At 62.3% G+C, this 25,890-nt stretch carries 26 protein-coding genes; 10 read left to right on the plus strand and 16 right to left on the minus strand.

Annotation, left to right across the window (positions count from 1 at the left end):
* Positions 1-10: 10 nt before the first annotated feature.
* Both HU737_RS12190 and HU737_RS12195 read right to left on the minus strand, forming a co-directional pair.
* Positions 11-652, minus strand: a complete 642-nt coding sequence (locus tag HU737_RS12190) for a LysE family translocator (RefSeq protein WP_186557216.1) — start codon at positions 650-652, stop codon at positions 11-13.
* Between the two features lie 47 nt (positions 653-699).
* Positions 700-1,197, minus strand: a complete 498-nt coding sequence (locus HU737_RS12195; protein ID WP_186557217.1) for a GNAT family N-acetyltransferase — start codon at positions 1,195-1,197, stop codon at positions 700-702.
* Between the two features lie 255 nt (positions 1,198-1,452).
* On the opposite strand from HU737_RS12195, the gene HU737_RS12200 reads away from it, so the two are divergent.
* Entirely contained in the window at positions 1,453-1,758 is a 306-nt protein-coding gene (locus HU737_RS12200) for an NIPSNAP family protein (RefSeq protein WP_186557218.1), read from the plus strand.
* Positions 1,759-1,791: 33 nt separating this feature from the next.
* Here the strand turns inward: HU737_RS12200 and HU737_RS12205 are convergent, their stop codons facing one another.
* Both HU737_RS12205 and HU737_RS12210 read right to left on the minus strand, forming a co-directional pair.
* The gene (locus HU737_RS12205) at positions 1,792-2,493 is read right to left on the minus strand and encodes a YoaK family protein (protein ID WP_186557219.1); all 702 of its coding nucleotides are present in this window, start codon (positions 2,491-2,493) and stop codon (positions 1,792-1,794) included.
* 18 nt (positions 2,494-2,511) lie between these two features.
* Positions 2,512-3,420, minus strand: a complete 909-nt coding sequence (locus HU737_RS12210) for a LysR substrate-binding domain-containing protein (protein WP_186557220.1) — start codon at positions 3,418-3,420, stop codon at positions 2,512-2,514.
* Between the two features lie 131 nt (positions 3,421-3,551).
* Between HU737_RS12210 and HU737_RS12215 the strand changes: the two genes are divergently transcribed.
* On the plus strand, positions 3,552-4,187 hold the full coding sequence (locus HU737_RS12215) for a glutathione S-transferase family protein (protein WP_186557221.1): 636 nt from the start codon (positions 3,552-3,554) through the stop codon (positions 4,185-4,187).
* A gap of 21 nt (positions 4,188-4,208) precedes the next feature.
* Positions 4,209-5,255 (plus strand): LLM class oxidoreductase, encoded by a 1,047-nt coding sequence (locus tag HU737_RS12220; protein WP_437182221.1) that lies wholly within the window; start codon positions 4,209-4,211, stop codon positions 5,253-5,255.
* Positions 5,256-5,261: 6 nt separating this feature from the next.
* On the opposite strand, the gene HU737_RS12225 is transcribed toward HU737_RS12220, so the two are convergent.
* Together HU737_RS12225 and HU737_RS12230 are read right to left on the minus strand one after the other, a co-directional pair.
* Complete coding sequence (locus tag HU737_RS12225) at positions 5,262-6,545, minus strand: Zn-dependent hydrolase (RefSeq protein ID WP_186557222.1); 1,284 nt, start codon at positions 6,543-6,545, stop codon at positions 5,262-5,264.
* 147 nt (positions 6,546-6,692) lie between these two features.
* On the minus strand, positions 6,693-8,183 hold the full coding sequence (locus tag HU737_RS12230; protein ID WP_186557223.1) for an NCS1 family nucleobase:cation symporter-1: 1,491 nt from the start codon (positions 8,181-8,183) through the stop codon (positions 6,693-6,695).
* Between the two features lie 618 nt (positions 8,184-8,801).
* Here HU737_RS12230 and hydA point away from each other — a divergent pair.
* The 3 genes from hydA (at position 8,802) to preA (ending at position 13,036) form a co-directional block, all read left to right on the plus strand.
* The gene (gene hydA / locus HU737_RS12235; protein ID WP_186557224.1) at positions 8,802-10,241 is read left to right on the plus strand and encodes a dihydropyrimidinase; all 1,440 of its coding nucleotides are present in this window, start codon (positions 8,802-8,804) and stop codon (positions 10,239-10,241) included.
* A 152-nt stretch (positions 10,242-10,393) separates the two neighbouring features.
* On the plus strand, positions 10,394-11,761 hold the full coding sequence (locus HU737_RS12240; protein WP_186557225.1) for an NAD(P)-dependent oxidoreductase: 1,368 nt from the start codon (positions 10,394-10,396) through the stop codon (positions 11,759-11,761).
* On the plus strand, positions 11,762-13,036 hold the full coding sequence (gene preA / locus HU737_RS12245; protein ID WP_186557226.1) for an NAD-dependent dihydropyrimidine dehydrogenase subunit PreA: 1,275 nt from the start codon (positions 11,762-11,764) through the stop codon (positions 13,034-13,036).
* Between the two features lie 50 nt (positions 13,037-13,086).
* On the opposite strand, the gene HU737_RS12250 is transcribed toward preA, so the two are convergent.
* From HU737_RS12250 to HU737_RS12260, 3 genes are all read right to left on the minus strand, one after another.
* Positions 13,087-13,488, minus strand: coding sequence for a DUF4440 domain-containing protein (locus HU737_RS12250; protein WP_186557227.1), 402 nt, complete (start codon positions 13,486-13,488; stop codon positions 13,087-13,089).
* 1 nt (position 13,489) lies between these two features.
* Positions 13,490-14,110, minus strand: coding sequence for a TetR/AcrR family transcriptional regulator (locus tag HU737_RS12255; protein WP_186557228.1), 621 nt, complete (start codon positions 14,108-14,110; stop codon positions 13,490-13,492).
* 223 nt (positions 14,111-14,333) lie between these two features.
* Positions 14,334-15,146 carry a class I SAM-dependent methyltransferase gene (locus HU737_RS12260; protein WP_186557229.1) on the minus strand — a complete coding sequence of 271 codons (813 nt, stop codon included), beginning with the start codon at positions 15,144-15,146 and terminating at the stop codon, positions 14,334-14,336.
* 313 nt (positions 15,147-15,459) lie between these two features.
* Between HU737_RS12260 and HU737_RS12265 the strand changes: the two genes are divergently transcribed.
* Positions 15,460-16,179 carry a TorF family putative porin gene (locus HU737_RS12265; protein WP_186557230.1) on the plus strand — a complete coding sequence of 240 codons (720 nt, stop codon included), beginning with the start codon at positions 15,460-15,462 and terminating at the stop codon, positions 16,177-16,179.
* A gap of 67 nt (positions 16,180-16,246) precedes the next feature.
* On the opposite strand, the gene HU737_RS12270 is transcribed toward HU737_RS12265, so the two are convergent.
* On the minus strand, positions 16,247-18,445 hold the full coding sequence (locus HU737_RS12270; RefSeq protein ID WP_186557231.1) for an OsmC domain/YcaO domain-containing protein: 2,199 nt from the start codon (positions 18,443-18,445) through the stop codon (positions 16,247-16,249).
* A 120-nt stretch (positions 18,446-18,565) separates the two neighbouring features.
* On the opposite strand from HU737_RS12270, the gene HU737_RS12275 reads away from it, so the two are divergent.
* Complete coding sequence (locus HU737_RS12275; RefSeq protein WP_186557232.1) at positions 18,566-19,027, plus strand: GNAT family N-acetyltransferase; 462 nt, start codon at positions 18,566-18,568, stop codon at positions 19,025-19,027.
* Here HU737_RS12275 and HU737_RS12280 read toward each other — a convergent pair.
* Positions 19,004-19,261, minus strand: a complete 258-nt coding sequence (locus HU737_RS12280; protein WP_186557233.1) for a helix-hairpin-helix domain-containing protein — start codon at positions 19,259-19,261, stop codon at positions 19,004-19,006. The two genes, HU737_RS12275 and HU737_RS12280, sit on opposite strands and share 24 nt — an antisense overlap.
* A 167-nt stretch (positions 19,262-19,428) precedes the next feature.
* Between HU737_RS12280 and HU737_RS12285 the strand changes: the two genes are divergently transcribed.
* A complete protein-coding gene (locus HU737_RS12285) occupies positions 19,429-20,004 on the plus strand; it encodes a hypothetical protein (protein WP_186557234.1) in 576 nt (191 codons plus the stop codon).
* Positions 20,005-20,085: 81 nt separating this feature from the next.
* On the opposite strand, the gene HU737_RS12290 is transcribed toward HU737_RS12285, so the two are convergent.
* The 5 genes from HU737_RS12290 to gnd all read right to left on the minus strand — a co-directional run bounded on the left by HU737_RS12290 (position 20,086) and on the right by gnd (position 25,401).
* Positions 20,086-20,373 carry a HigA family addiction module antitoxin gene (locus HU737_RS12290; protein ID WP_186557235.1) on the minus strand — a complete coding sequence of 96 codons (288 nt, stop codon included), beginning with the start codon at positions 20,371-20,373 and terminating at the stop codon, positions 20,086-20,088.
* Positions 20,374-20,388: 15 nt separating this feature from the next.
* A complete protein-coding gene (locus HU737_RS12295; RefSeq protein ID WP_186557250.1) occupies positions 20,389-20,667 on the minus strand; it encodes a type II toxin-antitoxin system RelE/ParE family toxin in 279 nt (92 codons plus the stop codon).
* 140 nt (positions 20,668-20,807) lie between these two features.
* Positions 20,808-22,604 (minus strand): glycoside hydrolase family 15 protein, encoded by a 1,797-nt coding sequence (locus tag HU737_RS12300; protein ID WP_186557236.1) that lies wholly within the window; start codon positions 22,602-22,604, stop codon positions 20,808-20,810.
* 314 nt (positions 22,605-22,918) lie between these two features.
* The gene (gene zwf, locus HU737_RS12305; protein ID WP_186557237.1) at positions 22,919-24,421 is read right to left on the minus strand and encodes a glucose-6-phosphate dehydrogenase; all 1,503 of its coding nucleotides are present in this window, start codon (positions 24,419-24,421) and stop codon (positions 22,919-22,921) included.
* Positions 24,418-25,401: a phosphogluconate dehydrogenase (NAD(+)-dependent, decarboxylating) gene (gene gnd / locus HU737_RS12310; RefSeq protein ID WP_186557238.1), complete on the minus strand. Its 984-nt coding sequence runs from the start codon at positions 25,399-25,401 to the stop codon at positions 24,418-24,420. Before gnd ends, zwf begins: the two co-directional genes overlap by 4 nt.
* A 199-nt stretch (positions 25,402-25,600) precedes the next feature.
* Here gnd and HU737_RS12315 point away from each other — a divergent pair, with 199 nt between their 5' ends.
* A complete protein-coding gene (locus tag HU737_RS12315) occupies positions 25,601-25,768 on the plus strand; it encodes a DUF6026 family protein (protein ID WP_225915609.1) in 168 nt (55 codons plus the stop codon).
* Positions 25,769-25,890: the final 122 nt, after the last annotated feature.

Raw genomic sequence — 25,890 nt, forward strand, 5'->3', positions numbered from 1 at the left:
AGCTCCGCGCTCAGGCCGTCTGCCGGCGCATCATCAAAATCGCCGCGCCGAAGCCAATGAAGGTGGTCCCTACCACCCGACTGACCCAGCGCGAAAACGCCGGCCGGGTCAGCACGCCCTTGGCCCGCGAGGCGAGCATTGCGTACAGCCCCAGCGACATCAGCGACAGCGCCATGAAGATCGAGGTAAGGATCAAAAACTGCGGCAGCAATGCAGCCCCCTGGTCAATGAACTGCGGGAACAGCGCGGTGAAGAACATGGTCGCCTTGGGGTTGGTCGCTGCCGTGAGAAACGCCGACTTATACAGTTTCATCCGCGTCGGTCTGTTGGCCTTGCTGCTGCCCGCGCCATCGTTCGCAAGCATCGAATTCTTCTTTAACAGCTGCTTTGCGCCCAGGTAGAACAGGTAAGCCGCCCCCAGAATCTTCACTGCGTTGAACAGTATTTCCGAGCTGGCAAGCAAGGCCCCCAAGCCGAGCATCGCCGCTGCCGACAAGCAGAACAGGCCACTGACGTTGCCCAGCGACGACCAGATCGCCGAGCGTGCGCCGTACTGGATGCTGTTGTTGATCGCCATCAATGAGGCAGGCCCAGGGCTGGCGATGGCAATCGCGGCAACCAGGGAATAAGCGAGGAGCAAGTGGATATCCATGTCTTGGAACTCAATAAAAGTGAAAGGCTATTGGGCGTGTTGGTCACTCAATCGAGCGGGATGACTTTGGCCATCTCAGCGGTCGCTACCCAGCCCAGGTTTTCATACACCGGCCGGCCAAGTTCGGTGGCATGGAGAATGGCAAAGCCGATGCCGCGCCGGGCGAACTCGGCCTCGGCCAGGTTCATCAAGGCCGAGGCCAGCCCGCGCCGTCGGTAGTCCGGCTCGACGAACACATTGAGCACATAGCCACGCTGGGCGCAGGTTGGATGAGCCGGATGCGGCGGCCAGTCCAGGCTCATCAAACCAATCGCCGCAGCGGTTTTGCCTTGATCGCTGAGGACGAAGCCAAAGTATCGCCCATCCAATAAACGCGGGCGTAACCAGGTCGCGAAGTGCTCGGTCATGACGCGCAGCTGGGCAGGCTCACCACCGGCCTCAGCGAACATTTTTTCGCGCTGGGCACAGATCATCGCGTGGTCACCCGTTTGCAACCGACGCACCATCAGGCCGGAAAAATCGATTGTGCGGGGAGTCTCGTTCATAACTTGCACCTAGGCCGGGCCGTCGATGCTAAAGCAGGCAGGCAGCTGGCATAAGCTACAGATGGGGGCCAATCGGACCATACAGAGGAAAATCCCGGCACACCCTGTCACAAGGGTCTGCCGCCGAGGGCGCTGCGCGAAGGCTATGAGCTGATCAGTCAGACCCTGGTGCTCGCGTTGATGGGGCGCTAATCGACGCTGCTACGGGTTGCCTGCTAAGGTGTGCGCCCCACCTCGCAGCAAAGGAATGAGCGAATGATTACCTGCCACCTCAGATACGTCATCGACCCCTACCAGATCCCTGCCTTCGAGCACTACTCACGGTTGTGGATTCATCTGGTCAACCGCATGGGCGGCACCCACCATGGTTATTTCCTGCCTTGCGAGGGCGCCAACAATATCGCCTACGCACTGTTCAGTTTCCCAAGCCTTGCGGCGTACGAACAGTACCGCAAAGATTCTGAAACCGATCCAGAATGCATCGCCGCGTTCGCCCTGGCGACCGAGCAGCGGTTCATTCTGAGTTATGAGCGAAGCTTCCTGCGGCCGGTGCTCGACTAAGCCATTAGCCTTACTGAAAAGAACTACAGCTCGCTAGCGCGGCAGGTAGCCCAGTTGCCAAGCCCTGGGGATGAAGGCGCAGACCAAAGCCAGTACGCTGGCCAGCGCGCCACTGCCAATCAGCGCAATCAGCCCCAGCCGTTGTTGCAACCAAGCCCCCAGCGCGGCGCCCAGCAACATGCCAGTCCAAGGCACCAACTGCACCCGCCAGCCATTGCGCCGCTCGCCCAGCAGCCAGCGCCCAAGCCCGCGACCGAAGCGTGACAGCGCACCGGTCACATAGGTCAGGCCGATCGGCAGGCCATTCACTTGCTCGACCACGGCATTGATCATGCCCATGGCCAGGATCGCCGTGAGCAGCGCTGGCAATGCCGTCGGTACCGGCCACAGGCCAGCGCTGGTCAGCAGGCTGGCGACAATCAACAGCACCGGCCAGGCCTTGCGCTTGAAGCTGCGCACCAGCATCACGCCAAGGGCATTGCCGACCACGAAGCCAACAATCGCCAGCGCCAGACGCACCACCAGGGCCAGATCGGCCTGGCTGATGGCTGCGGCCAAGCGGGTGGTGTTGCCACTCATGAACGAGACGAAATCGCCCATCGCCAATAGGCCGATGGCATCGGTCATTCCCGCCAGCACCGACAGCCCGGCGACCAGGCCCAAGCCGACGCGCCCGCGCAAGCGTTGCAACCTGGCGCGTTTGGCACTGTGCAGGTAAGCGGTATGGGTGAGCATGGGCGGGTCGATCTCCCTTCAGACGGTGGGCAACACTGGCGATGCAAGGTTCGCCTGATGCCTGAGCCAATCGATGAACGCGGATACCGGCGCACGCTGCAAGGCATTCGGGCGAGCAACCGCGTAATAGGCGAAGCGCGCGGGCCAGGGCAGGTCCAGCACCACCACCAACCTGCCACTTTGTAACTCTTCCTGGGCATGATTGTCTTGCACCAGAGCAATGCCCTGGCCCATCGCCGCTGCGCGCAATAACAACAGATCCTCATCAAAGCTCGGCCCGCGCCTGACCCTGCTGTCAGGCTCCACGCCATGCGCCTGTAGCCATAGTGCCCAGTCGGCGCGGTCGGAGTCTTGCAACAGCGGATAGTGCAGGCAATCCGCCGGACTCTGGATGGCCGGGCCTTTGCCCAGTAATGCGGGGCTGGCGACTGGCAGCAGCACCGGGGCCAGCAATGCAATCGACTCAAGCCCCGGATAGTGCCCCAGGCCATGGCGCAAGGCGATGTCGACGCGCTCATGGTGCAAATCCACCAGCTGCGCCGTGGCCTCCACCCGCACTTCGATGCCCGGGTGCCGGGCACTGAAATCGGCCAGCCGCGGCACCAGCCAGCACGACGCAAAAGACGGCACGGTACTCACGGTCAGGGTTTGCTCGGCCGTCATTGCCTCAAGCTCAGCCAGGGCGTTTTCAATCTGGCCGAAACCGCGCAGCAAACCTGGATGCAAACGCGCTCCTGCTTCGGTCAGTTGTACGCCCTGGCGACTGCGCAGCAGCAGCGTAGCGCCCAGCCGGTCTTCAAGTTGGCGAATCTGTTGGCTGATCGCCCCAGGCGTCACCCCCAACCGGTGCGCAGCGGCCTTGAGGCTACCCAGGCGCGCGGTTTCAGTGAATGCCCGCAGGGCCAGTAAAGGAAGCACAGCGCCCATCAAGCCACTCCTTGGTTTAGAAAAACTAACGCTTAAGCGCAGGACATATCGTTTTTCAGCTGCCTACCCGGCCCACTAGCATGGCTGGCAACACTCGTCGCTGACATTAGCCTGCCTGAGGTAAGTGGTCCATGCCTGATCCCGATCTGATTCTCTACACCGACAGCTCCCCCAATGGCTTCAAGATCACCATCGCCCTGGAAGAAATGGGCCTGGCGTACAGCCTGCGGCATGTACGCATCGAGCAAGGGCATCAGCACCATGCCGATTTTCTTGCACTTAACCCGTATGGACGGATCCCGGTGCTGGTCGACCGCAGCAGCGGCATCACCCTGTTCGAGTCCGCCGCGATTCTGTTGTACCTCGCTGACAAGAGCGGCCAGCTGCTCGACCGCCAGCCTCAAGCGCACTGGCAGACCATCACCTGGTTGATGTTCCACAGCGCCAGCATGGGGCCGTTGCTAGGCCAGCGGGTGCATTTCGAACTGTTCGAACAGACCCGCAATGAGCCAGCCATCAACCGCTACCGGCAGCTCAGCGAAACCGCCTTGGCCACGCTCGACCAGCATTTGGCCAACCGTTTGTGGCTAGCCGGTGATGCCTTCTCGATTGCCGATATCGCCAGCTTCGGCTGGATGCACATCGCCCGTGTGATCGACTTCGACTTCAGCCACCACCGCCACCTAAGCGAGTGGTTCGCCCGCGTCGAGCAACGACCCGCGGTACAGCGCGGCATTCGCCTACCAGAGCCTGCAACAGGCGCCTGACTCCACCTGCAAGGAATCGCCATGAACGACATGACCCAGTTCAACCCAGCCGCTGTCACTCGCGGCGCCAATGCTTCGGCATTCGCCGATCACCCTGGCTACCGGCGCATGTTCGCCCCGGACCAACTGACCCTGGGGATCTTCTTGCCGCTGCGCTTCTATGCAGGCGACATGGCCGTGCTCGAAGGACAGGCGCAGCTGGTCAGCACGATCGATCGCCTGGGCTTCGCCGCCACCTGGGTGCGCGATGTACCGCTGTTCGATCCGGGGTTCGGCGATGCCGGGCAAGTGTTCGATCCATTCGTCTATCTCGCCTATCTGGCCGCGCACACGCGGCAGATTGCACTGGCGACGGGCAGTGCGATCTTTTCCTTGCGCCACCCCATCGAACTGGCCAAGTCGGCGGTGAGCATCGATAGGTTATCTGGCGGCCGATTGGTGCTGGGCATCGCCTCCGGGGATCGTGCGGTGGAATTCCCCGCCTATGGCCTGGCACATGAGACACGCGGCGAGCGCTTTGCGCAGTCGGTGGACTACTTCCGTCAACTGCTGGCGAACACCCCGCCCAGCATTGAGTCACCCCTGGGGCAGTTGAGCGACGCGTTCCTGCTGCCCAAGCCAGTCACCGGCCGCATTCCGCTGATCGTCACCGGCTCATCGCGCCAATCGATGCACTGGCTGGGCGAGCAGGCCGATGGCTGGCTGACTTACCCCGAGGCCACCCACAACGTGATGGGACCGCGGCGCCTGGCAGAGAAGATCCGCGCCTGGCGCGAAGCGATTCCCGGCGGCGGTTTCCGCCCGCACATGACCAACGAATGGATTGATCTGGCGGAGGATCCGAACTTTCCACGTACGCCGTTGCAAGGTGGCTATGTACTGAAGACAGGGCGCAACGGGCTGATCGAATTGCTCGGTGAATGGCAGGCTGCCGGGGTCAACCATGCAGCCTTGGGTATGCAGATGGCACGCCGACCCGCGGCCGAGATCATCGAGGAACTGGGGCAGGACGTGCTGCCCCTGTTCCCGTCATTGTCCGGCCCGCCACCGCTGGCCCAGCAATGGTAGCTTGAGTCAGGCAGCCAGGCGCCCGCTGGCAATCGCCTCGGACGCCGCCAGCATCGCCCGCAACAACACCGCGCAGCCTGCCGCCAAATCCTCGGGCGTGGCGTTCTCGATCTCGTTGTGGCTGATGCCATTTTCACAGGGCACGAAGATCATTCCCGCCGGGCCTAGCTCGGCGAGGAAGATAGCGTCATGCCCTGCCCCACTGACGATGTCCATGTGCGGCAGGCCAAGCGTGCGCGCCGAGTCGCGCACCGCGTCCACGCAACTGCGGTCGAAATACAGCGCGGGGAAATCTGCGGTTGGGGTCAGCTCGTAGCTCAAGCCGTGCTTGGCACAGGTAGCCTCGATCACCTCACGCACCTCGACGATCATCGCGTCCAATTGATCGCCTTGCAGATGACGCAAATCCAGGGTCATGCGCACTTCCCCCGGAATGACGTTACGCGAGCCCGGATACGCTTGCAGGCATCCAACCGTACCGCACGCGTGGGGCTGATGGCCGAGCGCAGTGCGGTTGACCGCCTCGACCACCGCCGCAGCGCCGACCAGGGCGTCCTTGCGCAAATGCATGGGCGTGGGGCCGGCATGCGCTTCGACGCCACGCAGGCTCAGGTCGAACCACTTCTGTCCGAGGGCGCCGAGCACCACGCCGATGGTCTTGGCCTGGTCCTCAAGAATCGGTCCCTGTTCGATGTGCGCTTCGAAGTAGGCGCCCACCGGATGGCCAAGCACGGCACGCGGGCCGGCATAGCCGATGGCGTTGAGCGCATCGCCCACTGTCACGCCTTGCGCGTCGGTCTTGGCCAGGGTCTGCTCGAGGGTGAACTTACCGGCGAACACGCCCGAGCCCATCATGCAGGGGGGGAAGCGCGAGCCTTCTTCGTTGGTCCACACCACCACTTCCAGCGGCGCCTCGGTTTCCACGCCGAGGTCGTTGAGGGTGCGGATCACCTCTAGCCCCGCCATCACGCCAAAGCAACCGTCGAACTTGCCGCCGGTAGGCTGGGTGTCGATGTGGCTGCCGGTCATTACCGGCGGCAGCTTGGGATTGCGCCCCGGGCGGCGGGCGAAGATGTTGCCGATGCCGTCGATGCTGACGCTGCAGCCGGCCGCTTGGCACCACTGCACGAACAGGTCGCGGGCCTGGCGATCGAGGTCGGTCAACGCCAGGCGACAGACGCCGCCCTTGGCGGTAGCGCCGAGGCGCGCGAGGTCCATCAAAGATTGCCACAGGCGGGCGCTGTCGACGTGGCGGTCGGTGGATTGCAGGACATCCTTGGCAGGATTCATGGTCATCTCCTCTGGCTTTTTTCTGCTGACACGCATGGGTTGTCGAGTGGGGCTTGTTCGCGGGCAAGCCCGCACAGGCTGAACGCTGATCCGAACATCACGCCAAGCCCTGTGGGGGCTTGCCCGCGAACAGACCAGCGCGGTTGCTCAGGGCACAGGTTTAGCCAGCCGTGCCGGACTGCGAGCTGCGATGCCACCGAGGACGTAGTACAGCGCCCCACCCAGCAGCGACCCGGTAAACCAGCCGTAGTCATAGAACCAACTGAAGCTAGTATTGCCGATAGCCATCACGGTAAGCGCCACCGGTAGCGCGAAGGCGGCAAAACCCGCCCAGTTCCAGGCCGGGTAAACGTCGTCGCGGTACAACCCGGCAAGGTCCAGCTGCTGACGGCGGATCAGGAAGTAGTCCACCACCATGATCCCGGCAATCGGCCCGAGCAGGCTGGAGTAGCCCAGCAGCCAGTTGGAATAGACGCTCTCAAGGCTCAGCTCGGAAACGATCCAGCCGAGCTTTTTCAGCAGTTCATGGCCCATCAGCAGCAACCCGATCACCCCGGTCAGCAGCACCGCCCGAGTGCGCCCGATCAAGCGGGGGGCGATGTTCTGGAAGTCGTTGGTAGGCGAGACGATGTTCGCTGCGGTGTTGGTCGAAAGCGTGGCGATCACGATCAAGGCCATGGCCAATGCGACCCAGCCTGGGCTCTGGATACGGCCGATCAGGCTGACCGGATCGGACACGGTTTCCCCCACCAGCGAGGCCGAGGCGGCGGTCATCACCACCCCCAGGGCGGCGAACAGGAACATGGTCAGCGGCAGGCCGAAAATCTGCCCGAGGATCTGGTCTTTCTGGCTCTTGGCATAGCGGCTGAAGTCGGGAATGTTCAGCGACAGTGTGGCCCAGAAGCCGACCATCGCCGTTAACCCCGCGCAGAAGTAACTGACCACGCTGGCGCCCTCTGGACGCTTGGGTGGTTGCGCCAGCAGCTCGGTCATCGACATGTGCGGCAGGGCCCAGAACAGCAGGCCGAAACCGACTGCCACCAACAGCGGCGCAGACAGCGTTTCCAGCCACTTGATCGACTCGGCGCCACGCAGCACCACCCACAGGTTGAGCGCCCAGAAGATCATGAAACCCAGCACCTCGCCGGTGCCGGCCAAGGCCTTCCAGCCGTCGAACACCGAGCCCAGGAACAGGTGAATGGCCAAGCCGCCGAACATGGTCTGGATGCCGAACCAGCCGCAGGCGACCACCGCACGAATCAGGCACGGCACGTTGGAGCCGAGAATCCCGAACGAGGAGCGCAACAGCACTGGGAAGGGAATGCCATATTTGGTCCCTGGGAAGGCGTTGAGGGTCAGCGGGATCAATACGATGAGGTTGGCCAGCAGGATCGCCAGCAACGCCTCGCCCACGCTCAAGCCGAAGTAGGCGGTCAGCACGCCGCCCAGGGTGTAGGTCGGCACACAGATGGACATCCCCACCCACAAGGCGGTGATGTGCCACTTGTTCCAGGTGCGCTGGTGCACCTTGGTGGGGGCCATGTCGTGGTTGTAGCGGGGGCTGTCGAGGACGTCGCTGCCAGCATTGAGCTCGCACAGACCATCCTTTTCGATCACTTCCGATCTGCTCGGTTGCATGGGGCCTTCTCCAGATTTTCTTTTAGTTTTTCGCTCATCGGGCTAATGCGATGGCCGGAGTACACACACCACCAGTACTGCACCTGTGGCCCGGCCTGGCTGCGGGCCCTCTCAATAAGCGTGCCGGGTTGGCCGAAGCTGCCCCGGTCGGCCGCCGCCGCCCACAGGTAATCAACTGATCTGCAAAGCATTGTTCAACGCCAGCGGCGGGCACGGTCACACCCTCAGCTGACGCTGTAACTGCAACGGGCCGGCCTTGGCCCCTGCATCAGGTTTCAATCTGGTGCAGCGTGTTTTTTCTGCGCCGCTGACCAGGCCCTCACACCCGGTTTCAAGCAGCTGATTTTGCATGGAAAATCTTGACCAATTTGCCATCTTGTCAAGTGCGTCAAAATGGTGAGGAGGCTCACCATTTTGGTGATTTTTATTTTAATTCGTTATTTTTCAAGAACTTATAAACTGAATATGCTTATAAAAATATTTCTTGAACAATAGTAGATCCCCATCTAGATTTCATTCTTGTCAGGCCTGACAGGATTAAATTTATCCTCCAGTCACTGCCAGAAAAATAATTTCAAGAACCGGCCCAAGACCGGTCAGCCTGCGAGGAAGACGGCAATGTCCCTGTTGATCCGTGGCGCCACCGTGGTTACTCACGAAGAAAGCTACCCCGCTGATGTCCTGTGTGTTGATGGCCTGATCCGCGCCATTGGCAAAAACCTCGATCCCCCCGCTGGCTGCGAAATCCTCGACGGCAGCGGCCAATACCTGATGCCCGGTGGCATCGATCCGCACACCCACATGCAACTGCCGTTCATGGGCACGGTGGCCAGTGAAGACTTCTTCAGTGGCACTGCCGCAGGGCTTGCCGGTGGCACCACCTCGATCATCGACTTCGTTATCCCCAACCCGCAGCAATCCTTGCTGGAAGCCTTCCACACCTGGCGCGGCTGGGCGGAAAAATCCGCCAGCGACTATGGCTTTCACGTCGCCATCACCTGGTGGAGTGAACAGGTCGCCGAAGAGATGGGCGAGCTGGTCGCCCACCATGGGGTCAACAGCTTCAAGCACTTCATGGCCTACAAGAACGCGATCATGGCCGCCGACGACACCCTGGTGGCCAGTTTCGAGCGCTGCCTGCAACTGGGCGCAGTGCCTACCGTGCATGCCGAGAACGGCGAGCTGGTCTACCACCTGCAGCAGAAGTTGCTCGCCCAGGGCATGACCGGCCCCGAGGCGCATCCGCTGTCGCGCCCTGCCCAGGTCGAAGGCGAAGCCGCCAGCCGCGCCATCCGCATCGCCGAAACCCTGGGCACGCCGCTGTACCTGGTGCATGTCTCGACCCGCGAGGCGCTGGATGAAATCGCCTATGCCCGGGCCAAGGGCCAGCCGGTGTATGGCGAAGTCCTGCCCGGCCACCTGTTGATCGACGACAGCGTCTACCGCGACCCGGACTGGGCCACCGCCGCCGGCTTTGTGATGAGCCCGCCGTTCCGCCCACGCGAGCATCAAGAGGCGCTGTGGCGCGGGCTGCAATCGGGCAACCTGCACACCACCGCCACCGACCACTGCTGCTTCTGCGCCGAGCAGAAAGCCGCCGGGCGCAACGACTTCAGCCGCATCCCCAACGGCACTGCCGGCATCGAGGACCGCATGGCCGTGCTGTGGGACGCCGGGGTCAACAGCGGGCGCTTGTCGATGCACGAGTTCGTCGCGCTGACCTCCACCAACACGGCGAAGATCTTCAACCTGTTCCCGCGCAAGGGCGCGATCCGCGTCGGCGCCGATGCCGACCTGGTGCTGTGGGACCCACAGGGCAGCCGCACGATCTCGGCCAAGACCCACCACCAGCAGGTCGATTTCAACATCTTCGAAGGCCGCACGGTTCGCGGCATCCCCAGCCACACCATCAGCCAGGGCCGGGTGCTCTGGGCCGATGGCGACCTGCGCGCAGAACCTGGCGCCGGTCGTTACGTGGAGCGCCCGGCCTACCCCTCGGTGTATGAGGTGCTCAGCCGACGCGCCGAGCATCAGCGGCCGACGCCCGTTCAGCGCTGAAGCACGGGCCTGCCAGGCAGCCCATCGCAGGCTGGCGACAGCCTGCGATGGGCGAGCAAGAACAAGAGTGCTGTACCTGTTGACTGCCATCCCCGAAACGGACAGGCGAGTGACCGCCGCCTGAATCCATAAAAAAGAGAGAGGCTACAACCGTGATCGATGCCCTGAAGCACTTGCCGCGCCCCCGCGCCGGCGCCGACCAACTGGCCGATAACTTCGGCGATCTCGCTCCCCCCCTCAGCGCTCGCCAGGCTGCGTTGGAAAGTGCTCGATGCCTGTACTGCTTCGATGCGCCGTGCGTCAACGCCTGCCCCAGCGAGATCGACATCCCCTCGTTCATCCACCGCATCAGCGACGACAACCTGCAAGGCGCCGCCGAACGGATTCTGTCGGCGAACATCCTCGGCGGCAGCTGCGCCCGGGTCTGCCCGACCGAAATCCTCTGCCAGCAAGCCTGCGTGCGCAACAACGCCCAGGAATGCGCGCCCGTGCTGATCGGCCAGCTGCAGCGCTACGCGCTGGACAACGCCGGTTTCAGCGAGCACCCATTCAAGCGCGCGCCCGCCACGGGCAAGCGTATCGCAGTGGTCGGTGCCGGCCCGGCGGGGTTGTCCTGCGCTCATCGCCTGGCCATGCATGGCCACGACGTGGTGATCTTCGAGGCCCGCGAGAAGACCGGCGGCCTCAACGAGTACGGCATCGCCCGCTACAAACTGGTGGACGACTACGCCCAGCAAGAAGTGCAATTTTTACTTGGCATCGGCGGCATCGAGATCCGCCACGGCCAGCGCCTGGGCAGCAACCTGAGCTTGAGCGAACTGCACCAGCAGTACGACTCGGTATTCCTCGGCCTGGGCCTGAACGCTGTACGCCAACTGGGCCTGGCGGACGAAGAAGCGCCCGGCCTGCTCGCCGCCACCGAATACATTCGCGAACTGCGCCAGGCCGATGACCTGAGCCAACTGCCGCTGGCTGACCGCTGCCTGGTGATCGGCGCGGGCAATACCGCCATCGACATGGCCGTGCAGATGAGCCGCCTGGGCGCCCGCGACGTCAACCTGGTGTACCGCCGTGGCCACGCCGACATGGGCGCCACCGACCATGAACAGGACATCGCCAAGGCCAACCAGGTACGCCTGCACACCTGGGCACGCCCGGATGCGGTGTTGCTCGATCAGCACAATCGCGTGCGCGGCATGCGCTTTACCCGCACCGAGCTGGTCGAAGGCCGCCTGCGCGATACCGGCGAAAGCTTCGAGCTGGCCGCCGACGCGATCTTCAAAGCCATCGGCCAATGCTTCGACGACACCAGTCTCAGCGACCCGCTGGCCGCGCAACTGGCCCGCGACGGCGAACGCATTCAGGTCGACCAGAACCTGCGCACCAACCTGCCCGGCATCTATGCCGGCGGCGACTGTACCGCGCTAGGCCAGGACCTCACCGTCCAGGCCGTGCAACACGGCAAGCTGGCCGCCGAAGCCATCCATGCCCAACTCATGCTCAATGTGGAGGCTGCGTAAATGGCCGACTTGTCTATCGAATTCGCCCGTATCAAGGCACCCAACCCGTTCTGGCTGGCCTCCGCACCGCCAACCGACAAGGCTTACAACGTGGTCCGCGCGTTCGAGGCCGGCTGGGGTGGCGTGGTCTGGAAAACCCTCGGCGAAGACCCAGCAGCGGTCAACGTGTCGTCGCGCTACTCGGCGCACTTTGGCGCCAACCGTTCGGTGCAGGGCATCAACAACATCGAGCTGATTACCGACCGCTCGCTGGAGATCAACCTGCGCGAGATCACCCAGGTCAAGAAGGACTGGCCCGACCGCGCGCTGATCGTGTCGCTGATGGTGCCGTGCGAAGAGCAGTCATGGAAGTTCATCCTGCCGCTGGTAAAGGCCACCGGCGCAGATGGTATCGAGCTCAACTTCGGCTGCCCGCACGGCATGCCCGAGCGTGGCATGGGCGCTGCTGTCGGCCAGGTGCCCGAGTATGTCGAGATGGTCACCCGCTGGTGCAAGACCTACTGCTCGCTGCCGGTGATCGTCAAGCTCACGCCGAACATCACCGACATTCGCCAGTCAGCCCGCGCTGCGCATCGCGGTGGCGCCGATGCGGTGTCGCTGATCAACACCATCAACTCGATCACCAGTGTCGATCTCGAGCGCATGGTTGCGCACCCGATCGTTGGCGATCAGAGCACCCATGGCGGTTATTGCGGTTCGGCGGTCAAGCCAATTGCCTTGAACATGGTCGCCGAAATTGCCCGCGACCCTGAGACCCGTGGGCTGCCGATCTGCGGCATCGGCGGTATCGGTAACTGGCGCGATGCCGCGGAGTTCATCGCGCTGGGCAGCGGTGCGGTGCAGGTGTGCACGGCGGCAATGCTGCATGGCTTTCGGATTGTCGAGGACATGAAGGACGGGCTGGCGCGCTGGATGGACCAGCATGGTCATCGTAACCTGGAAGCGTTCCGTGGCCAGGCGGTTGGGCATACCACGGACTGGAAGTACCTGGACATCAACTACAAGGTGATTGCCCAGATTGACCAGCAAGCGTGCATTGGCTGCGGGCGTTGCCATATTGCCTGCGAAGACACCTCGCACCAGGCGATCGGCAGCGCGCTGAAGGCCGACGGCACCCATGAATACAGCGTCATCGAGGAGGAATGCGTGGGCTGCAACCTGTGCCAGATCACCTGCCCGGTCGAGGACTGCATCGAGATGGTGGCGCAGGATACCGGCAAGCCTTATCTGAATTGGACCCAGGATCCGCGCAATCCGTATCGTGAGGCCGGTTAGGTTGCGGTTTGTTCGACGATAGTCGGGGCCGCTTTGCGGCCCCAGTACTTTCACCCCAACGCCGTCTCATGCAAACACTGCCAAACAACCGCCTGTGCGCTGCACTGCACGATCACCAACGAATACCGCACCTGCTCAACCCTGGCCAAACGATGCGTCTCCTTGTACCTCAAGGCAACGCCGCTCCCCGCCTGCCACACCACCTGCACATCGCTGACCAGCATGTGCAACCCTACCCGCGTACCCGCAACGCGATCGAACATCTGCCGCACCTGGCTACGGTCCACCAGCGCTCCAGCCGTGGTGACCATGCTGAAGTCATCGGCAAACACCGCCATCAATTGCTCAAGCACGTCGCGGGTCTCAGCCGCAGGCCGGGTGAACACTGTATGAATTAGGTGATGCACCTCGTGGATACTGCGTTCAGCTCGTTCAATCAGCGTGTCATGCATATCAAGGCTCCAAGCCAATGCCGCGCAGGATAACGCCGGTCACTGTCTGCACCGCCCTTTCAAAAGCCATGTCCGACAGCGGCTCGCCGCCATTGAGCAGCTCGACCTGATAACCAAAGTCGGCGTAATGCTGGGTCGAGGCCCAGATCATGTACAACAGCGCCGAAGGCTCGACCGGCAGGATCCGCCCCTCCTCGACCCAGCGACGGATCTTCGCTTGCTTGAGCTGCGCCCAGGGCACCAGGCTGTCATCCAGGCTCGCGCCCAGCAGCGGCGCGCCGTGCAGCATCTCCTCGGCCCAGATCTTCGAGCCCAGCGAGCGCGAGCGCGAGTGGCTCATCTTGGCCCGGATATAGCTGGTCAGCACCACCCGCGGGTCGTCGAAGCGCTCGAAGCACAGGGCGTCCTGCTTCCACACATCCAGCAGATCCTGCAGCACCGCTCGATACAGGTCGTCCTTGGTGCTGAAGTAGTAATGCAGATTGGAGCGCGGCAGTTCGGCCTGCTCGGCGATATCGCCCATCGAAGTGGCGCCGAAGCCCTTCTCGGCAAACACCTTCTCGGCAGCTTGCAGAATCTTCTCGACGTTGCGTCGACGGATCTCGATCTTGTGGTTGGCCATGGCCTGTCCAATGCGACTGAAACCCGTCAAGGCTAACAGTTTTGCGCAAGGCGCAGGCAACTAACCCCAGTTAAGCCAAAGCCAACGTTTGATTTTCAATTTTTGTGTTGTGGGTTCTGGCCTCTTCGCGGCGGTTCGCCGCGAAGAGGCCAGAGTGCCCCCCACACCTGTCACTATCGGCAGATAACGCCAGCCCAGGCGCCACCTGGCGGTGGCTTCACCTTCAGCGGCGGCTGATCACCACTTCCAGATATTCACTGGGCACCACCAACGACCCTTCGCCTGCGCCATTGTGCTCAATGAGCAGCTGGGTCAAATCGCTTTCCAGTGCACCCGCTGCGGCGCTTTCCAGCGACGCAAAGGCCTTGTGCACCGGGCCGTACCAGGTGCGAAACACATCGATGAAATGCGCCGGCGAACGGTAGCGAAAATTAAAATGCTGGCGGCTCACCTTGATTGAGCCGATGGCATCGCCGAACAGCTGGTGCAACTGCTCTTCATCGCCCCACCGCGATGGCGGTTGCGCACCGGCAGGCGGTGGCACGTGCCGGCCCAGGGTCTTGAACATCTGGCCGATAAAACCTTGTGGGGTCCAATTGGCCAGGCCAATCCTGCCGCCCGAGCGGCAAACACGGGCAAGCTCTTTGGCTGCCTGCGCCTGATCGGGGGCGAACATCACACCGAAGGTCGAGATGACGGCATCGAACGCACCATTGTCGAACGGCAGCGCCTCGACATCGGCGGTTTGAAACACGACATCCAGGTGTTCCGCGCGGGCGCGCTCTTCACCTCGTTTGAGCAGCTCGGCTACATAGTCGGTGGAAGTGACCCGGCAACCGCGCCGTGCAGCCGCCAGGGTGGCATTACCGTTGCCGGCGGCGACATCCAGCACCTGCTCGTCCCAGTGCAGGTCGCAGGCTTCGGCCAACCGCTCGCCAACCAACTGCAACGTGGTACCGATGACCGCGTAATCTCCACTGGCCCACGCCGCCTGCTGGCGGGCCTTCAATGCTTGCAAATCCAGGGGTGTGCTCATGGCGTGCACCTGATTTTCCGCGCGGCCGCCTTGCTTGAGGCGGTCAGCGCGCCATTGTTGTCTTGGAGTGTTCAGGCCGAGCCGGTTGCGCCCGGCCAGCGATTAGCTAAACCCTATCCCCGGCCAACGGCAATGGCCTGTGCCCGCGACGCTAGATGAGTTGGGTACATGCATAGTGCCTGATCGAATATACCCACGCTCAAGGCTGCAGATCGCCCAGAGGGAAATCCCGCAGGCTCGCTCAAGGGTTCCCCATGTCGGCAGGCACAGGTATCCTCGGCCTCTCAAATCCGGGCTTTCCAGGACGGTAATGATGACCAAGCCGCTAGTGTTGCTCAGCGCAGCCCTGCTCCTCAGCCCGCCGCTGCAGGCGCAGATCATCCAGCGCCAGCTAGGTGAGTTCGATTTCAAACTGGGCACCAGTGCCTCGCGCAGCATGGCCCAAGGGCTGATCTCTCCCAGCGCGATCGGCTCGTTCCACGGCGGCCTGGATTTCACCCACCCCAGCGGCTGGTACTTCGGCCAGTACGCGCCGAGCATGGGCCTGACCCCCACTTCCACCCTGCAACTGGATAACTACCTGGGCTACAAGCACCACTTCGACAACAGCCTGGGCTACGAGGTAGGGCTGATCCATTACAGCTACCCCGAGATATCAGGCCGTGACCGCTACGCGATGTACGGCGGCCTGTCACTGTTGGGCAGCAAGTTGGGCGGCGCGCTCAATGACAACCCCGACAACCGCATTGGTACCCTGTTCGCCGATCTGGGCCAACTGCCGCTGTTGGATGTCGGGGTGACCGTGAAGCTGGCCCATCACCGCCTCGGGACGCCCTACACCATCGGCGATGGCCGCCAGGTCGACAGCTTCAACGATTGGTCGCTGAAGCTGTCGCGCTCGTGGCTGGGCCTGGACCTGAACCTGATCTACAGCAACTCCGACCTCAGTGGGGGCGGCTGCGCAGCCTATGCAGGTATCAACAGCTACTGCGATGGCATGCTCACCTTCAAGGCCCAGCGCAGCTTCTTCTAGCGCGGGACGTTCTAAGCTGCAAAAACAACAAAAGCACCCTCGGGTGCTTTTGTTGTTTACACCGTTATCAGGACAGCGCCGCCTTGGCCCGAGCGCTGTGCAGCTTCTTGTAGCTGTCGACCAGGCGCAAATGTCGGTCGAGCCCTTCCAGCTTCATGCTGGTCGGGGTCAAGCCATAGAAGCGCACGCTGCCGTCGACCGAGCCGATCACCGCATCCATCCGTGGGTTGCCGAACATGCGGCGGAAGTTGACCTCGTAATCGGCCAGCTCCAGCTCATCGTCCAGCTGCACTTCGAGCACCACGTTCAGCGCCTGATAGAACAGACCGCGCTCCAGGGTGTTGTCGTTGAACTGCAAGAAGGTCTCCACCAGTTCCTTGGCCACTTCAAAGCGCTTCAAGGCCAGGCTGATCAGCAGTTTCAACTCCAGGATTGTCAACTGACCCCAGACGGTGTTGTCGTCGAACTCGATGCCGATCAAGGTGCTGATGGCGGTGTACTCGTCCACCTCGCAGTTGTCCAGACGCTTGACCAGCGCCCTCAGGCTGCGGTCATCGAGGCGGTGCAGGTTGAGGATGTCGGCGCGAAACAGCAAGGCCTTGTTGGTGTTGTCCCAGATCAGGTCTTCCACCGGGTAGATTTCCGAGTAGTCCGGCACCAGGATCCGGCAAGCATTGGCGCCAAGGCTGTCGTAGACCGCCATGTACACTTGCTTGCCCATGCCTTCGAGGATGCCGAACAAAGTCGCCGCTTCATCGGCATTGGACTGCTCGCCCTGGCCAGAGAAATCCCACTCGACGAATTCGAAGTCGGCCTTGGCACTGAAGAAGCGCCACGACACCACGCCGCTGGAGTCGATGAAGTGCTCGACGAAGTTGTTCGGCTCAGTCAGCGCGTGGCTTTCGAAGGTCGGTTGCGGCAGGTCGTTGAGGCCTTCGAAGCTACGGCCTTGGAGCAGTTCGGTGAGGCTGCGCTCAAGCGCCACTTCAAAGCTTGGGTGCGCGCCAAACGAGGCGAACACACCGCCGGTACGCGGGTTCATCAAGGTCACGCACATGACCGGGAATTCACCGCCCAGCGAAGCGTCCTTGACCAACACCGGGAAGCCTTGCTCTTCCAGGCCCTGGATCCCGGCGAGAATGCCAGGGTACTTGGCCAGCACCTGCTGCGGCACATCCGGCAGCGCCAGCTCGCCTTCGAGGATCTCGCGCTTGACCGCGCGCTCGAAGATTTCCGACAGGCACTGCACCTGCGCTTCGGCCAGGGTATTGCCGGCGCTCATGCCGTTGCTCAGGTACAGGTTTTCGATCAGGTTGGAGGGGAAGTACACCACCTCACCGTCCGACTGGCGCACGAACGGCAGCGAGCAGATGCCGCGCTCCTTGTTGCCCGAGTTGGTGTCGTACAGGTGTGAGCCACGCAGCTCGCCGTCGGGGTTGTAGATTTCAAGGCAGTACTCATCGAGAATTTCCGTCGGCAGCGCGTCCTTCGGACCCGGCTTGAACCAACGCTCGTTGGGGTAGTGCACGAAGTCTGCATTGGCGATGTCTTCGCCCCAGAACTGATCGTTGTAGAAGAAGTTGCAGTTCAGCCGCTCGATGAATTCGCCCAGGGCCGAGGCCAACGCGCCTTCCTTGGTCGCCCCCTTGCCGTTGGTGAAGCACATCGGCGAGTGCGCATCACGAATGTGCAGCGACCAGACGTTAGGCACGATATTGCGCCACGAGGCAATTTCGATCTTCATGCCAAGGTCAGCGAGAATCGCCGACATGTTGGCGATGGTCTGCTCCAGTGGCAGGTCCTTGCCGGCAATATAGGTGCGGGCCTGGGCGTCGCTGTCGAGCATCAGCAGCGCCTGGGCATCGGCGTCGAGGTTGTCCACCTCTTCGATGATGAACTCAGGCCCGGTCTGCACGACCTTTTTCACCGTGCAGCGATCGATCGAGCGCAGGATGCCCTGGCGGTCTTTTTCCGAGATATCGGCCGGCAGCTCGACCTGGATCTTGAAGATCTGGTTGTAGCGGTTTTCTGGGTCGACGATGTTGTTCTGCGAAAGGCGAATATTTTCCGTAGGGATATTGCGCGTCTGGCAGTACAGCTTTACAAAGTAAGCCGCGCACAGCGCCGACGAAGCCAGGAAGTAGTCGAACGGCCCCGGTGCCGAGCCATCGCCCTTGTAGCGGATAGGTTGATCGGCCACCACCGTGAAATCATCGAACTTGGCTTCAAGTCGAAGGTTATCGAGAAAATTTACCTTGATTTCCATGCGGGATTACCATAATTCGAGCAAAACGATGGCGGGCATTATCCGGGTTTCTTGACGGGAAGTCTTGAGCGTTCTGTCTCGTCGCGCCCCACCTCCCCTCATCAGCTACAGGGCACAAGGATGACCCTTCGACTACGACCCGCGCAGGTGACCGACCTGCCGTCGATCTATCAAGGCGAACAGGCCTACATCCAACGCTGGGAGCCCGCCCATGAGACGGCCTGGCGCCTGCAACTGGAAAGGCATCTACGGCGCTGGGTGGATAACTTCGAGCGACTGACGGTCGCGCTCATCGATGAGCAGTTCGCCGGTTACGCGCTATGGACTGCCGAGCAAGGCACGGCTGAGCTGTGCACTATCCATGTCTCGGAGCGCTACCGGCGTAATGGCGTGGGGCGCACGCTACTGGACAGGTACAGCGCTGATGCACTGAGCCTGGGGTTCACCCAGCTGGCCTTGAGCGTGCGCCCCGATAACCCCGCCAGGTACCTGTATGAGCAGGCGGGGTTCATCTGCACGGGCACCGGCACTCACGACTATCTCAGGTACCAGCGCTGCCTAGTGGGCGGCGGGTGTGCTTGACTGTGCACTCTTGGCAAACTCGACCGCCGCAGTAATCGCCGCCCGCGCTTGCGGGCTGTTTTTCCAACAGGTCGAGCCCACTGCGGCAGAAGCTTGAGCAAGGATGTCGCCTACATTCGCCTGACTGAGTAGCGCCAGCGAGTCGATGCCTATCTGCTCAAGACGTGCGATGACGGTCGGCCCGACGCCCTTGAGCGCTAACAGGGCGGTGTGTTCATGGGCGGGGAATGGCATCGGTAAACTCCTTTTATGGGCCATGTGTGGTCGGCTGAGTTTGCGACCGCCGGTTCGGGCCTCATCTCGGGTGAGGGAGAGGTCGGGGTAACTTAGCATGCGCCGGCTGGCTTTAGCGTATGCGCACGACTAGGGTAAGGAGCACACTCACTCGCGAGCATTGCCCGATGCGGACCTGGCTATTGTTGATCCTCAGCCTGAGCTGTCCCCCACTGCTGGCCGAACAGGCCTTGCCTGTGCGCGATGCCTGGACGCTCTCTGACCAGTTCGACCAGCCCTTCACCCTCGATGGCCAGACCCGTGTGCTGATGATTGCCCGCAGCATGTCCAGCGCGCGCCTGGTAAACAGTGCGGTGGAACACACCCCGAAAGGTTATCTGGAACAACGCGGCGTGGTCTTCGTGGCGGATATCGAAAAGCTGCCGAGCCTGGTCCAGGCCGTGCTGGTGCCAAATATGCGCTCGGCGACCTACCGCATTCTGCTGGACCGCGACGGCCAGGTCGCCGAGCGCTACGCCGGTGACCGCGACAGTGTTCAGTGGCTGGAAATGCAGGGCGGTAGCGTCACGCGTGAGCGGCGTTTCAGCGATTTGCCCGGCCTGCGCCAGGCGCTTGCGGGGTTGGTTGCGAGCCGAGCAGTGAGCGATAGCGGTGCTGCTTTCGGTCAAGCAACTCACGGTGTCACAGCTACAGGTAAAGACCACAGCAAAGGCAAAGGCGACAACAATCCAGCTCAACAATGATCGACGGAGAAGTCGGAAGGTTTTATCTATCGATAGGACCGCGCGAGACCTTGGCAGAAACGATGGGCTTGACTACAGCGTTCATGCCGCCTGAAAAAGCCGCTCGACAACAGGCTGCTTACGATTTCGAGCCTGCCAAAGATCGTAATCAGCCTGTATCGCCAGCCACAGACGAGCCGTGCTGACTCCAGCCATCTCCAAGCGCAACGCCAAGTCAGGTGAGACTGCGGCCCGGCCATGCAGTACCCGCGAGAGCGCCTCGCGGGAAAAACCCAGGTGCGCGGCAAACGCTTTCACTGTCAGGCCTAGCGTCGGCAAGACGTCCTCACGCAGCGTTTCACCTGGATGGGGCGGATTGTGCAGAGGCATGGTGTGCCCTCCTGTTCAGTGGTAATCAAGGTAATCGACCAACTCTACGTCCGAGCCAATAAAGCGGAAAATCACCCGCCAATTGCCTGAGACACTGATCGACCAGAAGCCAGCCAATTCGCCCTTGAGCGGGTGCAATTGCCAGCCAGGCACGCTCATCTCGTCTGCCGCGATGGCACGGTCGAGGATTTGCAACTGCCGTTTGAGGCGGCTGGCATGGGCTGGCTGGATCCCGCGGGGGCTGCCGGTTTCATAAAAAACGCGCAGTCCTTTGTACCGAAAGCTGATGATCATGAGGATCGCGCTGCATCCATTCAGTGAGAATGACGCAAGTGTGACCCGCCGCATCACACGGAGCAAAATAACATATGTGACGTTATGCGTCACATACTATTCAGAGGCCCAAGCGCACCGTTGGATTGACCAGGCTCAAATCAACCACAGCGAGCCCGATCGCGCGCCGGACACTGCGCCCGGTGCACATTCAGCGCGGTATTGATGATGCCGATATGGCTGAACGCCTGAGGGAAATTGCCCAGCATGCGCTTGCCGGCCGGATCGTATTGCTCGGCCAGTAAACCCACGTCATTGCACAAGCCAAGCAAACGCTCATACAGCGCCTGGGCCTGCTCCTGGCGGCCAAGCAATACATAGACATCCGCCAGCCAGAACGAACAGACCAGGAACGTGCCCTCCCCTGGGGTCAGCCCATCGCTGCAGCTGTCGCTGTCATAGCGCAGCAACAGCTCGTTTCTCAGCAGGCGTTTTTCGATCTGCTCAAGCGTGCGCAGAAAGCGCGGATCGTCCGCAGGCAAAAAACCGGTCAAGGCGATTTGCAGCAGACTGGCATCCAGCTCGCTGGAGCCGTACGCCTGCACGAAGAACTCGCCCTTGCCATCCAGCCCGCGCGCGCAGACGTCGCGGTGGATCTCATCGGCCACCTGGCGATAATGCCGGCCGCGTTCGCGGTCCTCCTCGGTGGTGTCGGCCAGCCCCGCAGCGCGATCGAATGCCACCCAGGCCATGACCTTGGAGTGCACGAAATGCTGCGGCCCGCCGCGCACTTCCCAGATGCCTTCATCGGGCTCGCGCCAGATACGCTCCACGTAGGGCAGTATCAGGCGGGCAATCGCGGCGCTGCGTGGGTGGCGTGGCAAGCCGCCCTTGATCGCCTGGGTCATGGCGTCGGCCACTTCGCCGTAGATATCCAACTGGCGCTGCTGCGACGCGGCATTGCCCACGCGCACCGGCTGGGAGTGCTCGTAGCCAGGCAGCCACGGCAGGGTGTATTCCTGCAGATCGCGCTCCCCGGCCAGGCCATACATGATCTGCATCTGCTCGGGGTTGCCAGCTACCGAGCGCAGCAACCATTCGCGCCAGGCCTGGGCTTCGTCGAAGTAGCCCAGGTTCATGAAAGCGAGCAAGGTCATGGTGGCGTCGCGTAGCCAGCAGTAGCGATAGTCCCAATTGCGCTCGCCAGCGATGCGCTCGGGTAGCGAGGTGGTCACGGCGGCGACGATGCCGCCGGTTGGCGCGTAGGTCATGGCCTTGAGGGTCAGCAGCGAACGGCGCACATGGGCAGTGTGGGGGCCGACGTCCGGGCAACGGTCGGCGAATGTTTGCCATTGGGTGAGGGTGTGTTCGAGGGCGTTGTCAATGTCGCATCCGGGCTGCACCGGCAGGTGCGAAGGCTGGTGGCGCAAGCTGAAGCTGTGCCGTTCGCCGGCGCACACGCGCAAGCGGGCCACGGTGTGGTGGTCGCGGGCGTGGGTGGTTACGGTGCTGCAAAGGACCAGTCGGTTCGGGCCGGCGACGGCGCTCAAGGTCAGCGGGTCGAGTTTTTCTACCCAGGGCACACTGCGGCCGTAGTCGAAACGCAGGACCAGGTCCATTTCGAAATTGACTTCGCCGGTGAGGCCTTCGACGATGCGGATCAGCGCGTTGCTTTCGTCCAAGGGCATGAAATCGAGCACCCGGGCGCGACCGCTGGCGGTGCTGTAGGTGGTTTCCAGCACCAGGGTATCGCCCAGGTAGCGACGGCTGGAGTGCTCGACCGGATCGCAGGGGGCCAAGCGCCAGCGGCCGTTTTCTTCGTTGCCCAGCAGCGCGGCGAACACGGCCGGGGCGTCGAAGCGCGGCAGGCACAGCCAGTCCAGCGAGCCATCGCGGCTGACGAGCGCGGCGCTGCGGCAGTTGCCCAGCAGGGCGTAGTCTTCGATCGGTGCTGGCATGGGGGCTCCTTGCGGGTCTTGATACTTGATCTGGGTTGTTCGTGGTCTCTAGGTTGGTCTGCCAGTAGGGTGGTGAAAGTTCCGGCCATTTCGCGGGCAAGCCCGCTCCCACAGGGATCGCGCTGACCGCATGACGGCGTCGCGCCTGGGGAAACGCTATGCGTCGCAGCGGCGGGTTGGTCTGCCAGTCGGGTGGTGGACGTTCCGGCCTCTTCGCGGGCAAGCGAGCACAGGTACGGCGCCGATCCTGAAAGCGGCGCTATCCCTGTGGGAGCGGGCTTGCCCGCGAAGAGGGCGACACCGATGCACAGCCATCAGCCCAGGGTATGCCACTCGCGCTTGTCGCGGCTGAGCAGCTCGTTGCCGGCATCAGGGCCATCTTCACCTGCTGGGTACGGGTGCACTTCGCTTTCACTGGCCCAGGCATCCAAAAACGGCTGCACCGCACGCCAGCCGTTCTCGATATTGTCCGCGCGCTGGAACAAGGTCTGATCACCGGTCAGGCAGTCGTAGATCAAGGTCTCGTAACCAGTGGCCGGGGTCATCTTGAAGAAGTCTTTGTAGGCAAAACCCAACTCGACATTCTCCATCACCAACTCCGGCCCAGGGCGCTTGGCCTGCAAGTCGAACCACATCCCTTCGTTGGGCTGAATCTGGATCTTCAAGTAGTTGGGCTTGGGCCGCTCCAGTTCCGACTCCCGAAACTGCGCATACGGCGCGGGCTTGAAGCAGATGGCGATTTCGGTGTCGCGCACGCTCATGCGCTTGCCGGTACGCAAATAGAACGGCACACCGGCCCAGCGCCAGTTGTCGATCATCACCTTGAGGGCAACGTAGGTTTCGGTCTGGCTGTCCTTGCTGACGTTCGCCTCTTGGCGATAGCCCGGCACCCGCTTGCGGCCTTGCTTGCCGGCGCTGTACTGGCCGCGCACGGAGTTTTTCAGGGCCATTTTCTGCGACCACGGGCGGATGGCGCCGATCACCTTGGCCTTCTCGCCGCGCACGGCATCTGCGCCGAACGCCGCCGGCGGCTCCATGGCGACCATCGCCAGCAGCTGGAACAAGTGGTTGGGCACCATGTCGCGCAACGCCCCGGTGTTGTCGTAGAAGGCGCCGCGGGTCTCGACGCCGACGGTTTCGGCGGCAGTAATCTGCACATGGTCGATGTAGTGGTTGTTCCAGAACGACTCGAACAGGCCGTTGGAGAAACGGCTGACGAGAATGTTCTGCACCGTCTCTTTGCCCAGGTAATGGTCGATGCGGTAGATCTGCCGCTCGCTCATCACTTTCAGCAGGCAGGCGTTAAGCGCCTCGGCGCTGGCCAGGTCGGTGCCAAACGGCTTTTCCACCACCACCCGGCGAAAGCCACCCGCCGATTCGTCGAGCAGGCCGGCAGCGCCCAAGCGCTGGGCCACTTCCGGGAAGAAGCGTGGCGAGGTGGCAAGGTAGAAAATCGCGTTGCCGTGGCTTGTCTTGTCAATGCGTTTGGCCAGCGCCTGGTAGGTGGCTGGGTCGAGAAAATCGCCAGTCTGGTAGTCCATGCGCTTGGCCAGGCGAGCCCAGACCTTGTCATCCAGGCACGTGGCGGCCCCTTCGCCCTTGTCGCGCTCGACCATGAAACTATGCAAGCGCTCGGCGAACTCCGTGGCGGTGGCGGCGTTGTGATCGACCCCGACGATGCGCAGGTTGCGATCGAGCAGACCATCGCGGCTCAGGTTGTACAGGGCCGGCGTCAGCAGGCGCTTGACCAGGTCGCCATTGGCGCCGAACAAGAACAACGTGCAGGGCGGCGCGGCGGGGATCTTCTGTTGGCTCATCCGCGTTTCTTCTCGACGTGGCCACCAAAGCCCAGGCGCATGGCCGAGAGCACTTTATCGCCGAAGGTGCCCTGTTGCTGACGCGAGCGAAAACGCGCGAACAGTGCACTGGACAGCACCGGCACCGGCACCGCCTGCTCGACCGCAGCATCGATGGTCCAGCGCCCTTCCCCGCTGTCGGACACCGAACCGCTGAACTCAGACAACGCAGGGTCAGCGACCAGGGCATCGGCAGTCAGGTCCAGCAGCCAAGAGGTGACCACGCTGCCACGGCGCCACACTTCGGCGATCTCGGCCACGTTCAAGTCAAAGCGCTGGGCTTCGGGCAACTCAGGGCCGCCCTTGCTGCGCAGCAGGTCGAAACCTTCGGCATAGGCCTGCATCAGGCCGTATTCGATGCCGTTGTGGATCATCTTCACGTAGTGCCCGGCACCGGGAGGGCCTGCGTGGATATAGCCATGCTCGGCGCGCTCATGCTCACCGCTGCGGCCTTGGGTACGCGGGATATCGCCGACCCCTGGAGCGAGGGTTTTGAACAGCGGTTCAAGGCGCTCGAACACCGCTTGCTCGCCGCCAATCATCATGCAATAACCGCGCTCCAGGCCCCAGACGCCACCGGAGGTGCCAACGTCCAGGTAATGCAGGCCACGCTTGGCCAGCTCGGCAGCGCGGCGCATATCGTCCTTGTAGAAGGTATTGCCGCCGTCGATGATCGCATCGCCCGGCTCGAGCAACTCAGCCAATTGGGCGATGGTCTGCTCGGTGGGCTCGCCGGCCGGCAGCATCACCCATACCGCGCGCGGCGCCTTGAGTTTCTGGATCAGCGCGCCGAGGTCATGCGCACCTTGGGCGCCCTCGGCTTCCAAGGTAGTGACCGCTTCGCGGTTGCGGTCATGGACCACGGTACGATGCCCTGCACGCATCAGCCGTCTTGCGATATTGCCGCCCATGCGGCCCAGCCCGACGATTCCCAGTTGCATGTGCTGACGCTCCCCTAAGAAATGGATGACGAGGCGGTTCAGGTTTTCAGATTAGTCCAGCACTTCGCCCGAGGGTTCAGCGACGAACGGCGTGACAACGATAAACAAAAAAGTTCCCAAGGCCGCAGAAAGAATTCAGAATGCGCGCCGCGCGAGCGTCTACGCTTACAAATGTCACTAGCCAATTGCGAGGTGTGCAATGGGTACCTTGATGCCAGCTACTCCCGTCCAGACCCTTTATGTCTCCGTACGTCGTGATGAACTGCGCCGTCTGAAGGAAGAGCGTGACCAATTGCAGCGCCAGGTTGCGCAGTTGAGCCTGCTGCTCGAACAGAGCCGCAGTGAAGGTAAAGCTGTCAGCGTCTGATTGACCCCTCCTCCAGTGGGAGCTGATCCGGCTCCCACGTTGCCTCCCCTGCCCTGTAAAAACAGTTGAACTGGGAACGATTCGCGTTTATGGTGCGCGCTTTCGTGATTCCCTCTTCTATT

The organism is Pseudomonas urmiensis (assembly GCF_014268815.2).
GTDB lineage: Bacteria > Pseudomonadota > Gammaproteobacteria > Pseudomonadales > Pseudomonadaceae > Aquipseudomonas > Aquipseudomonas urmiensis.

What these genes read in the sequence shown, in the direction of transcription:
- HU737_RS12255 (WP_186557228.1), bottom strand. Translation starts at nt 14,110, where the DNA reads ATGGCCAACCACAAGATCGAGATCCGTCGACGCAACGTCGAGAAGATT.
- HU737_RS12205 (WP_186557219.1), bottom strand. Translation starts at nt 2,493, where the DNA reads ATGCTCACCCATACCGCTTACCTGCACAGTGCCAAACGCGCCAGGTTG.
- HU737_RS12220 (WP_437182221.1), top strand. Translation starts at nt 4,209, where the DNA reads ATGAACGACATGACCCAGTTCAACCCAGCCGCTGTCACTCGCGGCGCC.
- HU737_RS12295 (WP_186557250.1), bottom strand. Translation starts at nt 20,667, where the DNA reads ATGATCATCAGCTTTCGGTACAAAGGACTGCGCGTTTTTTATGAAACC.
- HU737_RS12270 (WP_186557231.1), bottom strand. Translation starts at nt 18,445, where the DNA reads ATGGAAATCAAGGTAAATTTTCTCGATAACCTTCGACTTGAAGCCAAG.
- gnd (WP_186557238.1), bottom strand. Translation starts at nt 25,401, where the DNA reads ATGCAACTGGGAATCGTCGGGCTGGGCCGCATGGGCGGCAATATCGCA.
- HU737_RS12200 (WP_186557218.1), top strand. Translation starts at nt 1,453, where the DNA reads ATGATTACCTGCCACCTCAGATACGTCATCGACCCCTACCAGATCCCT.
- HU737_RS12210 (WP_186557220.1), bottom strand. Translation starts at nt 3,420, where the DNA reads ATGGGCGCTGTGCTTCCTTTACTGGCCCTGCGGGCATTCACTGAAACC.
- HU737_RS12300 (WP_186557236.1), bottom strand. Translation starts at nt 22,604, where the DNA reads ATGCCAGCACCGATCGAAGACTACGCCCTGCTGGGCAACTGCCGCAGC.
- HU737_RS12285 (WP_186557234.1), top strand. Translation starts at nt 19,429, where the DNA reads ATGCGGACCTGGCTATTGTTGATCCTCAGCCTGAGCTGTCCCCCACTG.
- HU737_RS12260 (WP_186557229.1), bottom strand. Translation starts at nt 15,146, where the DNA reads ATGAGCACACCCCTGGATTTGCAAGCATTGAAGGCCCGCCAGCAGGCG.
- HU737_RS12290 (WP_186557235.1), bottom strand. Translation starts at nt 20,373, where the DNA reads ATGCCTCTGCACAATCCGCCCCATCCAGGTGAAACGCTGCGTGAGGAC.
- HU737_RS12190 (WP_186557216.1), bottom strand. Translation starts at nt 652, where the DNA reads ATGGATATCCACTTGCTCCTCGCTTATTCCCTGGTTGCCGCGATTGCC.
- hydA (WP_186557224.1), top strand. Translation starts at nt 8,802, where the DNA reads ATGTCCCTGTTGATCCGTGGCGCCACCGTGGTTACTCACGAAGAAAGC.
- HU737_RS12230 (WP_186557223.1), bottom strand. Translation starts at nt 8,183, where the DNA reads ATGCAACCGAGCAGATCGGAAGTGATCGAAAAGGATGGTCTGTGCGAG.
- HU737_RS12275 (WP_186557232.1), top strand. Translation starts at nt 18,566, where the DNA reads ATGACCCTTCGACTACGACCCGCGCAGGTGACCGACCTGCCGTCGATC.
- preA (WP_186557226.1), top strand. Translation starts at nt 11,762, where the DNA reads ATGGCCGACTTGTCTATCGAATTCGCCCGTATCAAGGCACCCAACCCG.
- HU737_RS12315 (WP_225915609.1), top strand. Translation starts at nt 25,601, where the DNA reads ATGGGTACCTTGATGCCAGCTACTCCCGTCCAGACCCTTTATGTCTCC.
- zwf (WP_186557237.1), bottom strand. Translation starts at nt 24,421, where the DNA reads ATGAGCCAACAGAAGATCCCCGCCGCGCCGCCCTGCACGTTGTTCTTG.
- HU737_RS12265 (WP_186557230.1), top strand. Translation starts at nt 15,460, where the DNA reads ATGACCAAGCCGCTAGTGTTGCTCAGCGCAGCCCTGCTCCTCAGCCCG.
- HU737_RS12280 (WP_186557233.1), bottom strand. Translation starts at nt 19,261, where the DNA reads ATGCCATTCCCCGCCCATGAACACACCGCCCTGTTAGCGCTCAAGGGC.
- HU737_RS12215 (WP_186557221.1), top strand. Translation starts at nt 3,552, where the DNA reads ATGCCTGATCCCGATCTGATTCTCTACACCGACAGCTCCCCCAATGGC.
- HU737_RS12195 (WP_186557217.1), bottom strand. Translation starts at nt 1,197, where the DNA reads ATGAACGAGACTCCCCGCACAATCGATTTTTCCGGCCTGATGGTGCGT.
- HU737_RS12250 (WP_186557227.1), bottom strand. Translation starts at nt 13,488, where the DNA reads ATGCATGACACGCTGATTGAACGAGCTGAACGCAGTATCCACGAGGTG.
- HU737_RS12225 (WP_186557222.1), bottom strand. Translation starts at nt 6,545, where the DNA reads ATGAATCCTGCCAAGGATGTCCTGCAATCCACCGACCGCCACGTCGAC.